The sequence below is a fragment of the Vibrio sagamiensis NBRC 104589 genome (assembly GCF_007990935.1).
GTDB lineage: Bacteria > Pseudomonadota > Gammaproteobacteria > Enterobacterales > Vibrionaceae > Vibrio > Vibrio sagamiensis.
In genome coordinates, this window is the sequence record NZ_BJXJ01000057.1 from 1 (window position 1) to 13,176 (window position 13,176).

A 13,176-nucleotide genomic window follows, 5' to 3' on the forward strand; every position below is an offset into this window, starting at 1 on the left:
CACACAAGGTTCATCTTTTGTTAATGCAGCTTTCATGCATTGAAAATAAGCATCAGGATGTGGCTTTTCATTAGAGATTAAGCCGATAAGTGTCAGTTTTTCTTCACCTGAGCGAAGCGTAATCGCAACTTCGTTATCAATAATTAAGTGACAATATCCCTCTTCATCAAATTCCAGTGTTTCAATTTGGCAGCGCTTGGCAAAATCTTTTAGAAGGGTCGATAAAAATCCGTTGGCCATCTGATTTACATTCCTATTTTTTATTTATTAGTATCTCTGTTCTTACTAAAGGAGCAGAGTGTTGGATGATAAGACTATTATGCTGAATACCGACTAGGGAATATAGAGGTTAATCAAAAAAAGATAACAAAGTCAGCATTTTAAAAAGATTTCATCACTAATCAAAGCAATCAGTAACATGATAGTGGATACGCTGGCTTCTATCTATGGAAAGGATTATGAAAATGTACGTCACTGCCATAAGCAGCATGAAAAAATCGACAAAAAATATCACAAATTTAATGTGTATAAAGTAATTATCTAAAAAGACAATGCAGTTCAAATCACATATTTAAACTGAGTAATAAGAATGTCCTAGCGTTTTAAAAAACTGTTTATAAATTATTTTGTATATGCATTTAGCTGACCTATGGGCTCAGTTAGTGCGAAGTTTTACTCAATAAAATTCTTCTAATATTGTTCAAGTATCCAAAATCTTTTATTTAATTATTGGAAAATAAAACTATTGATATTGAAAAAATAGCCTTTACTGATTAATATCGAATTAATAAATATAATCTTAGTTTAAACACTGTTACTAATTAATAATCACTTCATTATTATGAGAATAAACATTCGTTTATAGTCCTCTCTTTCAATAACGTGTCATTCTCTATGCTTAGACATTTGACTGTACGACTCAAGAGCTAACGATATTAAGTCCCTAGCTGCTTGTACTGATTTTTCAAAGCTTATACTACTTAGCTTGTGTTGAGCAAGCTGGAAATAAACGGTTATATCTTAAGCTAAACACATCAATTTATTACAAACTATAAAAAGTAAGACGCCCTCGGAGGTCTTACTTTTTTTCATGATCACCAGCTAGCATTCCGTTAGATTTTCATATTTTCATCCATTTAGGACGATGATACATGTTGTGTATTGTTTTTCGCTTACCTTTTATTTTTTACCCATAAAAAAGGAGAGAAAACAGAAAGAGAAAGTTAATTAATAATTTAAAAACTATCTACCACTATTAAATCCAACCTAATTTGATTCATAAAGGAAATTACTATGAGTTCTAATGTATTAGAAAGTAATGATATTTATCCTCGCGTAAGACAACTCGATTGTGGTGAAGTCATTATTCGCTTCGCCGAAAACTATGACTTTATTTGGGATGACCGAGGTAATGGCGGCAATAAATCGGTTAGTTTGTGTCGCCCGCTACCGACTAACTGTGATAACGAAGAAGGTTTTTACAATCTTTGTTCGGTTGCTGTTAAAGATAAGTGGCAAGTAAGCGACTGTTTTGCCCACGGTGTAGCGGGAATGATGATTAAGCTAAAAAATGTGCCCGAAGGGAAACAACCTGCTTTAGCACACCCAACGGGCTATAAAAGGCGTTGGAATAGCGAAGGATCAGGTGCTGACATTGAGTGCTCGATCTGGCGACCAACACCACCAGAAGGCTACGTGGCGCTGGGTGATGTGGCAACCAGAGGTTATGCTGAGCCAGACGTACGAGAAATCATGTGTGTGCGTGAAGACCTTACGGCAGACGGCACCTTAGACGGCAATACGTTCATTTGGAATGATGAGGGCTCACAGGGTAATCTCGATGTTTCATTATGGGAAATTCGACCAAATCAACGCGTAGAGGGTGATAACACTATCTTCGTAGCATCAGGTGGCTTTGTAGCAGCATGCAAACACTCAAAACCAAGTCGCCCATACCGTGACTCGGTGCTACGTGTTTTAAAGCTGCCAATTTTCCCTGTCGATGGTGGCGATATTCCAGTTCCTGAAATCACGGGCTACGACAAACAACCTAAGACGGAGCATATATTAAAGAGCTACTTTTATGTGCCATGTACTGCTTTAACCGCCGATAAGGATATGCCGCGAGAAAGACAATTCCGTGAATCCCCTTTTTACCGCCTAGAGCGCCATGTGAAATACAGCCATTGTGATGGGTTCTACTACAATAACAAGGCGCCCACTTCAATCAGTCTCAACCTTACTAGGGAATCTGGTGTGACACAGGCAAAATCAGAAACGTTGAGTGCTGGCGCAAACTTAACAGTAACCGCAGAAGGCGGCTGTAAATTTATTGGTGGCACCGTGACATGTGAACTATCTGCCAGCTTTGGTTGGGAACGAACAAAATCTCAAGAGATTTTCGCCTCCGAGACACAGGAAGAAGGCTATACCGTGCCACCATGGTCGGCAATGGGTATCTACTTGTTGGACGAGATCATCTACGTGAAGCGTGGCGATGGTAGTGATTTCGCAAACAACCGACTGTCTTTCTATAACGCATCTGCCAAAGAGGTGGTGTGTTGGGAAGATCCCGCTCACAAAGACGATAAAAGTGAGTAACGCACGCTGATTATTGCGCCCCAAAAGCTCGTAACAACCCGGTGAAATTCACGTATGCACATATAAGAACATCGAGGGCAGTAATGGTAACCTGCGGTCGTCTATCGCTTTATATCGTGCGGTCATACACGTAACTCACCAGATGTTGTTCATTTTCATAACAGAACGATAACTACCTACTAAGCGGCACATTGAATCATATGATGCCGCATATTATTTAGTCATAGTACTTTGGGCTTGCTGCAAAAACTGAAAATATTTCGGAGATGTCTGTTTGAACAGCTCATTTCAAGCATAAATTCCAAAGGCATTGAAGAGTTCGTTGAAGAAGGCAGATCTCTCATGAACCTTCAGTTTAGGCGATGAGGAGACTAATGTAGACATAGATTGATGTGTAGTGTCGAGAATAAGGTTTTGTAAATATTATTATGAACGAGGTTTGGAAACAAAAGGAGGTGCTCAGATAGGCACCTCATAAATATTGTTAAATCAAATAAGCGTAGCTTAAATTTTTCATTTCAAGTAATTACTATGTGCGACGGCAAGCCTACCAGCAATACGAGCAGTATTAATCAATACTGCTTTATTAGCTTCTGCAGAACGACCTGAAGTCGCTTTTTCGATTGCTTTCATAATAAATTTTGTAACTGCGTTGCCAGTCACCCCCTCTGCTTCTGCTTTATCAACTGACAATTGTACTGCGGTTTGAATATCTTCACTATTAATTGCATCCTCCTTACGTGTCGGAGTTGTAATAAGGATACCCGCTGAATTAGGTATACCTCTATTTATTTCAATTGCTTCGGCTATTTCATCTGCATGATCCATTCTCATCGGGCTTTTATGCCCACTGCTCTGACAATAAAATGCTGGAAAATCATCAGATTTATAAGAGACAACTGGCACACAATGAGTTTCGAGATATTCTAAAGTTAAACCTATATCGAGAATGTTTTTTGCTCCAGCACAGACAACAGCAACTTTAGAGCGTGTAAATTGTATTAGATCAGAGGAGATGTCCATGGATGTTTCTGCTCCTCTGTGAACCCCCCCGATACCTGCAGAACTAAAAAAAGGAATACCTGCCAACTCAGCAATAACTAGAGACGATGCAACCGTGGTTGCTCCCATTTTTTTGGATGCTAAAATAAAGGGTAAATCTCTGCTGGTCACTTTTGGAATATTAGATGACGATGCAAATCGCTCAATTTGTTCGCGATTCATACCAACTAATACCACACCATTATCAATACCTATTGTTGCTGGCACAGCTCCACTCTCACGGACAGCTGCTTCTACGTTGAGAGCTGTGGTTACATTTTCAGGATAATCTAATCCATGTGTAATTACATTAGACTCAAGAGCAACAACAGCTTTACCTGATTCAAGTGCAGCTTTTACTTCTGGTTGAAATTCAAGTTGTATCATCTTTCTATCCTTTAGTTCTTAAGGTTCAATTTACGTTTTAATTCCTGTACACCAGTAGCTTTCAAGACCTGATAATGGTCAACATCAAGATCGAGATATAAAGGTGTTTCTTTGCTAAACGCAGGTGAACTATCAAGGAATGAATAATGATCTCCTTGCGCCTTAATTATTGTAATAGGTGCTTTTAAGCATCGGTTATTAAGTTCTTCAAATTTATAGCTAAAGCCATAAGTCATCGTAACAATGCGAATAATACGTTTCACTAAGTCAGCCTGTAGCATTGAGAAACGTTTACAAATAAATTCAATAAAGTCATCTTCGGTCCGACAGAGTTCTAAGCAACGTTCTAGTAGTCTTCCTTCAACCTTATGAGCAAATACAGAAAAAAGGATTGCTAAAAATACAGGATTTTTGAAACTAGCTTCGTGCTCATAAGTCTGCTCTCTTTCGACCTGTGTTATCGGGGCTCCAGGCGCCAAAAAGTAAAGATTATCAACGGTTTCTCCCATCGCCTCCAATTGAGCTGCTGTTTCGAAAGCAACTCTCGCACCAAAAGAGTAACCCCATAAAGTGTATGGGCCTTCTGGTTGAATTTGCTTTATTTGTTTAATGTCTTCTTTTGCCATTTCTGCAATAGATGCGAGTGGTAATTCTCCCGTATTTATCCCTTGAGCTTGGATTCCATAAAAAGCACGTCCAGAAACCAATTCGTTAGCCAGTAGGCTAAGATTTAAAGGGTAACCTCCGAGGCCTGGCCAACAAAAAATAGGTTGTTCAGTACTTTTATTTAAATGGATTAATCTTGAACAAGGACTCTGCTCTGTTTTATTACTATCAAGCCATTGAGCTAGGCCAATTATACTTGGACTCTGAAATAAGATCTGAAGCGGCATTTTTACAGAAAATTCACTGTTAATACGATTGATTAAAGCTACAGCTGTGAGAGAGTTCCCCCCAGATTCAAAAAAGTTATCTGTTGCTGACACAGTGTCCCACTTCATGACACGACACCATATCTCCCCAATGCTTTTCTCGGTATCAGTATTCAAAGGAACAAACTCTCGATTTGTATTGATCCGATTAAGTACATCTATCTGGTTTAATGCAATATAATCAACTTTTCCGTTAGCAGTTTGAGGTAATTTATCCAATACCAAAACAGTATTTGGAATCATATAGCTGGGTAATTGTAATGACAATTCATCTTTCAATATCTCGGTTGGGCCTTTCATATGTAAACGATCTTCATTCATCCCTTCACTTCGATACTGCTCTGTACTAATTGGCCCTCCTACACCAAAATAAAAACTCTCCATGGGGCAATTATGTTCAGATAAAATGGTTTTCATTTTTAGTGCAGATGGTAGGTTATTATTCGTTTTTGAACTGTAACCAGATGACATAAGCCCAATAAGTGAAGCGTTACTTTGTAAACGCTGTAGAGCTCTTCCTAAATCAATATAATGATTTTCAGTATCTTTATTCTGACACACAAGCCCGATGCCAAAACTGGAACGTTCAAAGACGCTTTGGTTTATAGCGATAACATCTTTCTTTTGAATCATTTTATCAGTTAACCAAAGTAATTCACCGCTGTCATACTGATACAAGCCAGATGAAAGTCCCTGAACCTTATCGCCATGTATTTGAATAAAATATTTGGGGCTATTATTTGATTGAGGGATTAATTGGTATGCTTCAAGTTTGAAGCTGCCCAGATAAAAGTCATTACTTTTACCATCATACCATGGTGGTAAATCATCACGTAAGCAGTTCGAATTTTGAACAATGGATAACCCATACTCAGGTAAAAACTCGTCAAAGACTCCCAACATATGGCCTGTTTCCATTTCTAAAACTTCTAAAATATTATTTTTATAAACAGGCTCAATTGCTTCCCGTTTTCCTATAAAATGAACATTTAAAGTGGGAGTTCGGCGTTTTGGTATTGTATGTACCCTAATCAGACTATGAATGACTGGATGATAGTAGTAGATACCAGATTCAATCCCTAGAACTCCACTGCACTCAAAGTACATTTGAGTTGCGTATAGAGCTCCCGGTGAAGCATATGCATATTTAGGAAGTAAGCGCTCTTCACTAGTAAACTGACCAAAATTTCTCAGTAAGTGTCCAAAATCAGCCAAGAGTAATGTTTCAATAGAGCCTTTGATTTGCGCAGGTTTTGGCATGCGCTCAATCATATTCAATAAGCTCGCTTTAGAAATTGGAGCCAGTCCTTCGAAATAGCGGTAGGTCTTACGACCAAATGCATTGGCTCGTTGTTCTGCCGTAGCCTCTTTCCCTGGCAAAGGAAATAGGCTACCTGCCTCACACTTTGAGATATCGCGGCATCCAGAGTTAGAAAGTTGCGCCTTTACTTGTAATTTATTTGATTTTGATTGATGGTGATTACCATGACTTCCTTGATCCATTAATGCAGCTTCTCTTTCATCAAGCTCCACACAGGCAATTAAATTTTGGTGGCCAGTTCTAGGATCATTTTTTACGACCATAGCTGCAGTCTTTACCCACTTATGATTTTCAATTGCCAAACGGATTTCATCCAATTCAACTCGATAACCACGTAATTTTATTTGACTATCTGCTCTTCCTACAAAGTGTGTATTCCCGTCAATGTCCAGCTTAACTAAATCCCCAGTTCTATACATAACCTCATGTCCAAGAAGATAAGGAGCTGAGTTTGGGATAAATTTATCCTTTGTCATTTCATCACGCTGATAATAGCCTCTCGCGACTTGAGCTCCGGAAATGTATAGCTCTCCGATTTCACCAATTTCTGCTGCTTGCCCATTTTCTTTCAATACATGGTATAAGGTGTTAGTGACAGGTTTTCCAATTGAAATAGCGTCAGGATAGTCGTTGAGAGATGCATGAGATAAGGTAAATGTCGATGAATTTATTGTACATTCTGTTGGGCCATACAGGTTTGTAAGCTGTGAATGTGGCAAACATTGAAAAAAATCTACAGCTAGATTCCTTGTCAATATCTCACCACCACTGAAGACCTTTTTCAAACCAAGACAGTCTGTAAAAAGTGGGTGCTCTACCAGTGCTTGTAGTAGAGTTGGTACACATTGAAGTACAGAAATATCATGTTCCAAAAGTGTTTCTATCATAAGGTCTGGATCACGGTAACAATCCTTCGGTCCTACGATAACCTGACAACCAAACGCAGGAGCTAAAACCTCCCACTGCGCAGCATCAAAACTTACGGGTGTTTTTTGCAGGATTTTATCCTGTTGATCAAAAAAAAATTGACTTTTCATAAAAGCAATTTGATGAGAAATATTCTCGTAGGTAACCATAACTCCTTTTGGGTTGCCTGAACTTCCAGAAGTATAAATGAGATAAGCCAATCGATCTTTACAACAAGTATGAACATCAACTAATGTCGACGTTCCACAAAGACTTAAACTTTTCAACTCGGATTGCGTCAAGATTTTAACGTGGTCTGGAACTATTGACTCTAATTCAGTCTTCAAATGTTCCTGAGTTAGTATTACATTGATACCTGAGTCTTCTATCATATACCTGATTCTTTCTTCAGGGTACTCTGGAGCTAAAGGTAAATAAGCACGATTGGCAGCTAAGATACTCCATGCCCCCGTTATCATTTCAACGGATGGTTCACAAAAAAGGCCAACATAAACTTCACTTTCACCAAAATATTGATTGATAAGCTGTGCATTTCTATAAATTAATGTCTGAAAAGAAATGTAATCTATGGATGATTCTGTGTCCCTAACTGCAATATTAAAAGGGTGAATTTCCACTTGACTGTCCAGCATGGCAAACACGGATGGTTGATTAGAAAGTGAATGATGTGATGAATAATGTCTAGGCAAGATATTGGAATGCTCTAACAACGACGTCATTGGATTTACCTCTTTGTATTATTTTAGTTGATACTTATTAACATTTATAACAATACTTTACCAATAACATTGTCATTGTCAAGTAACTCTTTGGAAAGATACTTTTTAGTGGGAGAGTGTCACAAAAAAGCCTGCAACATAGCAGGCTTAAACAATAGATATTATGGGTTAGTAATTAAGATTCATTAGCCAGTAGCCAAGCTCGGAGCAGTTGGGATAGTTGTTCACACTGTTCATTTGACAGAGGTTCCAGCATCTTTTTTTCATTAACTACGTGATCCTCTAAAGCTTTATTAATATGGATGGAGCCCTCTGGTGTAAGAACAACACGACAGCTTCTTCTGTCTTCTGAGCTAGCAATACGTTCAATAAACCCTCTTTGTACAAGTTTTTCAATACGTGTGCTCATAGCACCAGAAGATAACATTAATGTTTGATAGAGCTCAGTTGGTGTCATGGGTTCATTGAAGCGCCGAAGTGTAGCTAAGATGTCAAACTCCACTGAACTTAATGAATGTTTTTTAAATGTAGCATTGATTTTACTATCAAACATTCTGCTCATTCGGCTGAGTCGGCCAACTACTGCCATAGGTGAACAATCCAAATCTGGTCTTTGATGATGCCACTGCACCAATAAACGGTCGACATGGTCATATTGCATTTTTACTCCTCATTTGTTTTTACAAAAAGAAACTTGCAAAAAAGTTTCTTGGGATGTAGCCTTACCAAACTATCTTACTTGAAAGATACTTTTTTAAAAGTATGCTTGATTCTATCATCTATATCACTAGTCACAAGTATTAAAGGACACTAAAACATGCAAAACCACGAAAAACTACATATTTTACCTGAGTCACCTTATGTAAAGTATTTGAATACGAAGATTCGTAATAAGGACGCAGATTTAGCCACATTCACGACTTACAGTGATCAAGCTTTTCGTCAATTGTTAATAAAAGCTTCTGAATTGTTGCCTTATTCAAACCAATTAATCACTACACCGATAGGCGACTCTTACCAAGGAATGTCACTGTCAAAAGATGTATGTGGTGTTTCTGTCATTCGTGCTGGCGAATCAATGGAGCATGAATTCAAAAAAATGTTTCCTGACCAATCTATCGGAAAAATATTGATTCAAAGAGATAAAGTAACAAAAATGCCTAAGTATTTTTACTGCCACTTCCCTCCTGATATTGCCCAAAAAATGGTATTTTTATTTGAACCTATGCTAGCAACTGGTGGCTCATTACTAAAAGCGATTGATGTACTTCTGGAACATAAAGTTCCCGCTGAAAATATCATAGTCGTAAATTTACTCACTTCGCCATCAGGCCTGCAAAGACTATTGGATATGCATCCTTCCATTCAAATAGTCACATTTTCTGTAGAAGAAAGTATAAATGATAATGCATTTATGCGTCCTGGTATTGGTGATTTTGGAGATCGTTACTTTGGAACAGTTCCGGTGAAAAAGTCATGAATAAGTTTCAAACTCTAATTAATATAGCTTTGACAGCTATGGCTCCAATTGTGTGGGGCAGTACTTACATTGTTACAACAGAGTTATTGCCTCAAGATTTGCCATTGTTTGCATCAGTCATCAGGGCTTTAGGTTCCGGGTTGATAATAATTATGTTTTGTCGTACACGGCCAAATGGGAGATGGTGGGGCAAAATTGCTGTGCTTGGATTACTTAATATTGGATTATTTTTTTACTGTCTATTTGCCGCTGCCTATTATCTACCCGGAGGGCTCGCAGCCTTAGTTATGTCAGTCCAACCTTTACTGCTAATGGCACTTGGGTTTATGTTTTTTCAACACAAAATTCGTACTACTCATATTATTTCTGCAGCAATTGGTATTACCGGAGTCAGTGTTCTAGTTTTCAACAACGATGCTGATCTAAATGGTCTAGGTATCTTATTAGGTTTACTCGGAACAACTAGTATGGCTTTGGGAATTTTATTGACAAAACACTGGGGACGTCCTGATGATATGTCTCTAATGAGCTTCACAGGCTGGCAATTAATGCTTGGCGGCATAATGCTTTTACCAGTAACTATTTGGTATGAAGACTTTCCTAGTACTATCACTATTTTGAATGCCACTGGCTATGCCTATCTTGTACTGATGGGCGGAGTATTTGGGTATTATGTCTGGTTCCGTGGTATCGAAAAACTAAACCCAGTAACAATTTCCTTTCTTGGTTTCCTAAGTTCACTTTCCGCATGTCTTTTAGGGTATTTCATCCTAGGTCAATCTTTTAGTACAACGCAACTATTTGGCGCACTAGGAATCATTATTTCAGTTTATATGTCTCGCCCACAAACAGACAGGCGCCAAGAAAAAGAAACTTGTAAATTTATATACAATACGAAATCACCATCAAATCAATAAGGAAAATAGATGAAACTCAGTATTATTTCAGGAAGTAATCGAAAAGATTCGTATAGTTTTAAGGCTGGCAATTATTTAAGGCGCCTTGCATATACTGAAGGATTTGATGACATTAACATTTTTGACCTCAGTTCTCTTAACATTCCACTGATGGATGGTGCTTTCAATTATGAAAAGAAAGAGTGGAGTAATTGGAAAATAATTGCCGAAGATACCACTCAATCAGATGCAATTATACTTATTACTCCGGAATGGCATGGTATGGCCACTCCTTCTATAAAAAATTTTCTTATGTTATGTACTTCAGAACAGTTGGGTAATAAACCGATATTAATTGTAAGTATCTCAGCAGGAGTTAACGGTGTCTATCCTATCAGTGAGATTAGAATGACAGGCAGTAAAAATAATCATGCTTGTTTTATTCCTGATCATTTAATCTTTAGACACTGTGAAAGCCTTATTTCACATGAAGATTTAGTAACAGATAAACAGTTTGATAGCCGAGCAAGATTTTCCGTTAAGTCTCTCGCTAGTTACGCCCAAGCATTAATTGCAGTACGAAAAAATTTACAACAAGAATTGAAAAACTTCCCATTTGGAATGTAATTAGGAGGAATCATGCCGCACATTTCTATCAAACATTTTCCTAAAGCTTTAACCCAAGAGCAGAAAAACTATTTATCTGAGATGATTACGATAACCATCCAAGATGTATTCCAATGTGACAAAAGTGTTATTTCAATTGCAACGGAAGCGATCGAACAAAGCGACTGGGGAATCTTAGTTTACGAACCAGAAATAGAAAAAAAGCAGAAAAATTTAGTAAAAAAACCAAACTACTAATGATTAATTTTGCCTTTATCATTAATTATAATACTTCGCCGAGAACTTTATTATGACTCAACGTTTTCCTGTCATCATGTTTGACTTAGATGGCACACTATTTGACACTGCCCAAGCAATTACTACAACTTTCAATGCAACCTTCGAGGCCCTAGGGTTGAATCAATTAGATGATCATAACATCCGTAACACTATAGGTCTTCCTTTAGAAAAAGCATTTTCTAAACTTTTATGTCAACCGGAAGAAGAATCAATTATAGTGAGCTGCGTTGACGAATATCAAAATCAGTTTAGGAAGAAAATTCTCCCTATGGCCAAGGAGTTACTTTTTCCAGGAGTTTCTGAAGGGCTACTCAAGCTCAAAAACGAACAGTTTCACTTGGCTGTAAATACCAATAAATTTGCACGTAGTGCCAACGCTTTACTCACTGCAGCAGGTATTGCTGATTTATTTGATGTGATCGTATGTGCGGATGAGGTTCATAACAAGAAGCCAGCACCAGAATCTGGGCAGAAGATTCTAACATATCTGCAGGCATCAAAAGATCAAGCCTTGATGGTTGGTGATACCACACATGATATTTTTATGGCCAATAACCTTGGTTGTAAATCTATTGCCGTCGATTACGGTATACATTCTCAAGAAGAGCTGAAAGAGGCAAATCCAACTTGGATTGCATCAAATTTTTATCGTGTTGTTAATATTTGCAAACAAAATTTTAGCGATCATCATATATAGAGGCTTATTGCCAAAATTGAAGACGTTTCTGAGGTGCTTACCTGAGTCCCTCAGAAATATCTTCATTTCTAGCAGCAAGTGCCAGGTTGATTCACCATGGACATGATAATAAATCATACAAACGTTAAGTTACGCTGTAACCTATATTAAAGCACTTTGTGTCGGTATGGCTGAAGGAGAGGGGGATTAACGATTCTTATTTAACATAATTTTAATAATATGCACCAAGCTTAGAAAATGTCCTGCTTAGGCTCTGACGATACTCATTGAGACATAGGTCGATGTGTAGTGTCGAAAATAAGATTTTGAAAAATTTCATTATCACTTACTTCATTTAATTGATTGATCGTAAAGGGAGCTCGCTCAAAAGCCACACCGAAATCCTGTTCAACCTTGCTAGCCAACTTTGAATTTTTGTTCATCCGTTTCCTTCAAATACCAAATTCTGCGAGAACCCAAAATCTGCCAGAGCTAAGGCGGCTTCATGGCTTAACTTATTACCTTGAGATACTCTGGAAAATACACCCCCCATCGAAGCCTGCTGATTGTCCTCTAGCCGTAATCAAAGCTTTCTCAATGCCTAGCTTTTTAACTTCAGGTAAGGCTAATTTAAGCATTTGCTTACCATAACCCCGACCTCGAAATGATGGTGCAATATCATATCCGATATGGCCTGCTTCCAGTGACAAAAACTCATTACTAATATTATGGCGAACTCTAATAACGCCTAGAATGGTTTTCTGACAGTCGACAAGCCAAAAATGACTGCAAGGAACATAGCCTTCTCGTAAGTTCACACCTTCTGCTTCATCGTTCAAACGCTGGATATATAAGGAAAAATCAGCAATAGATTCACTGTAATATTCTGAATTTTCAGGATCATTATCAGCGAAATCTTTATACATCGCTAGAAAAGCGGACTCGAGTTCTGACGACGGTGGAACTAATTCCATGGTATTTTTTCCTTGCGGTATAACGCTTATTAGACGATAAATTGTCGTCTCTCATCCTTCAATAATGCAGCCTTTTTTATATTGGCTCAAATGATAATCAATAAGTTATGTCACATGAAGGGGAATTTGGCTGCAAGATGTCGCCTAAAACTGGAATGCTATTCACAACCCGCGAGACTTTTGACCATAACTCACCACTGAGCAACGCGTTATGGCCAAGGGTGAAATGCAAATGGCATTATCTCTATCGAGCCATCAAAAAGCTTATCGAAGCCACCGGCAGATTCAAGGCTTTAAAGGGATACGGAAGTTGAAT

Annotated in this window: 12 protein-coding genes; 6 read left to right on the forward strand and 6 right to left on the reverse strand. The window is 38.1% G+C overall.

Features of this window, described 5'->3' with window-relative positions:
- Positions 1–240 (reverse strand): CesT family type III secretion system chaperone (locus tag VSA01S_RS18120; RefSeq protein ID WP_186810634.1); only part of this gene is annotated, 240 nt, incomplete at its 3' end.
- Positions 241–1,293: 1,053 nt separating this feature from the next.
- Between VSA01S_RS18120 and VSA01S_RS18125 the strand changes: the two genes are divergently transcribed.
- On the forward strand, positions 1,294–2,601 hold the full coding sequence (locus VSA01S_RS18125) for a Vps62-related protein (RefSeq protein ID WP_039978661.1): 1,308 nt from the start codon (positions 1,294–1,296) through the stop codon (positions 2,599–2,601).
- A gap of 513 nt (positions 2,602–3,114) precedes the next feature.
- On the opposite strand, the gene VSA01S_RS18130 is transcribed toward VSA01S_RS18125, so the two are convergent.
- The 3 genes from VSA01S_RS18130 to VSA01S_RS18140 all read right to left on the reverse strand — a co-directional run bounded on the left by VSA01S_RS18130 (position 3,115) and on the right by VSA01S_RS18140 (position 8,589).
- Positions 3,115–4,029 carry a pseudouridine-5'-phosphate glycosidase gene (locus tag VSA01S_RS18130; RefSeq protein WP_039978662.1) on the reverse strand — a complete coding sequence of 305 codons (915 nt, stop codon included), beginning with the start codon at positions 4,027–4,029 and terminating at the stop codon, positions 3,115–3,117.
- A gap of 11 nt (positions 4,030–4,040) precedes the next feature.
- Positions 4,041–7,928 (reverse strand): amino acid adenylation domain-containing protein, encoded by a 3,888-nt coding sequence (locus VSA01S_RS18135; protein ID WP_083932186.1) that lies wholly within the window; start codon positions 7,926–7,928, stop codon positions 4,041–4,043.
- Positions 7,929–8,103: 175 nt separating this feature from the next.
- Positions 8,104–8,589 carry a MarR family winged helix-turn-helix transcriptional regulator gene (locus tag VSA01S_RS18140; RefSeq protein ID WP_039978664.1) on the reverse strand — a complete coding sequence of 162 codons (486 nt, stop codon included), beginning with the start codon at positions 8,587–8,589 and terminating at the stop codon, positions 8,104–8,106.
- Between the two features lie 156 nt (positions 8,590–8,745).
- On the opposite strand from VSA01S_RS18140, the gene upp reads away from it, so the two are divergent.
- From upp to VSA01S_RS18165, 5 genes are read left to right on the forward strand one after another with little or no spacing between them, the layout of a single operon-like run.
- Positions 8,746–9,408, forward strand: coding sequence for a uracil phosphoribosyltransferase (gene upp, locus VSA01S_RS18145; protein WP_039978666.1), 663 nt, complete (start codon positions 8,746–8,748; stop codon positions 9,406–9,408).
- Positions 9,405–10,325 (forward strand): EamA family transporter, encoded by a 921-nt coding sequence (locus VSA01S_RS18150; RefSeq protein ID WP_039978667.1) that lies wholly within the window; start codon positions 9,405–9,407, stop codon positions 10,323–10,325. The genes upp and VSA01S_RS18150 overlap by 4 nt, the downstream gene beginning before the upstream one ends.
- Before the next feature lie 9 nt (positions 10,326–10,334).
- Complete coding sequence (locus tag VSA01S_RS18155) at positions 10,335–10,931, forward strand: NADPH-dependent FMN reductase (RefSeq protein ID WP_039978669.1); 597 nt, start codon at positions 10,335–10,337, stop codon at positions 10,929–10,931.
- A 12-nt stretch (positions 10,932–10,943) separates the two neighbouring features.
- Positions 10,944–11,168 (forward strand): tautomerase family protein, encoded by a 225-nt coding sequence (locus tag VSA01S_RS18160; RefSeq protein WP_039978671.1) that lies wholly within the window; start codon positions 10,944–10,946, stop codon positions 11,166–11,168.
- A 52-nt stretch (positions 11,169–11,220) separates the two neighbouring features.
- Positions 11,221–11,907, forward strand: a complete 687-nt coding sequence (locus VSA01S_RS18165; protein WP_039978672.1) for an HAD family hydrolase — start codon at positions 11,221–11,223, stop codon at positions 11,905–11,907.
- Between the two features lie 263 nt (positions 11,908–12,170).
- Here the strand turns inward: VSA01S_RS18165 and VSA01S_RS20065 are convergent, their stop codons facing one another.
- Together VSA01S_RS20065 and VSA01S_RS18175 are read right to left on the reverse strand one after the other, a co-directional pair.
- Entirely contained in the window at positions 12,171–12,329 is a 159-nt protein-coding gene (locus VSA01S_RS20065) for a hypothetical protein (RefSeq protein WP_158000753.1), read from the reverse strand.
- 75 nt (positions 12,330–12,404) lie between these two features.
- The gene (locus VSA01S_RS18175) at positions 12,405–12,860 is read right to left on the reverse strand and encodes a GNAT family N-acetyltransferase (protein WP_083932187.1); all 456 of its coding nucleotides are present in this window, start codon (positions 12,858–12,860) and stop codon (positions 12,405–12,407) included.
- Positions 12,861–13,176: the final 316 nt, after the last annotated feature.

What these genes read in the sequence shown, in the direction of transcription:
- VSA01S_RS18125 (WP_039978661.1), top strand. Translation starts at nt 1,294, where the DNA reads ATGAGTTCTAATGTATTAGAAAGTAATGATATTTATCCTCGCGTAAGA.
- VSA01S_RS18130 (WP_039978662.1), bottom strand. Translation starts at nt 4,029, where the DNA reads ATGATACAACTTGAATTTCAACCAGAAGTAAAAGCTGCACTTGAATCA.
- VSA01S_RS18135 (WP_083932186.1), bottom strand. Translation starts at nt 7,928, where the DNA reads ATGACGTCGTTGTTAGAGCATTCCAATATCTTGCCTAGACATTATTCA.
- VSA01S_RS18140 (WP_039978664.1), bottom strand. Translation starts at nt 8,589, where the DNA reads ATGCAATATGACCATGTCGACCGTTTATTGGTGCAGTGGCATCATCAA.
- upp (WP_039978666.1), top strand. Translation starts at nt 8,746, where the DNA reads ATGCAAAACCACGAAAAACTACATATTTTACCTGAGTCACCTTATGTA.
- VSA01S_RS18150 (WP_039978667.1), top strand. Translation starts at nt 9,405, where the DNA reads ATGAATAAGTTTCAAACTCTAATTAATATAGCTTTGACAGCTATGGCT.
- VSA01S_RS18155 (WP_039978669.1), top strand. Translation starts at nt 10,335, where the DNA reads ATGAAACTCAGTATTATTTCAGGAAGTAATCGAAAAGATTCGTATAGT.
- VSA01S_RS18160 (WP_039978671.1), top strand. Translation starts at nt 10,944, where the DNA reads ATGCCGCACATTTCTATCAAACATTTTCCTAAAGCTTTAACCCAAGAG.
- VSA01S_RS18165 (WP_039978672.1), top strand. Translation starts at nt 11,221, where the DNA reads ATGACTCAACGTTTTCCTGTCATCATGTTTGACTTAGATGGCACACTA.
- VSA01S_RS20065 (WP_158000753.1), bottom strand. Translation starts at nt 12,329, where the DNA reads ATGAACAAAAATTCAAAGTTGGCTAGCAAGGTTGAACAGGATTTCGGT.
- VSA01S_RS18175 (WP_083932187.1), bottom strand. Translation starts at nt 12,860, where the DNA reads ATGGAATTAGTTCCACCGTCGTCAGAACTCGAGTCCGCTTTTCTAGCG.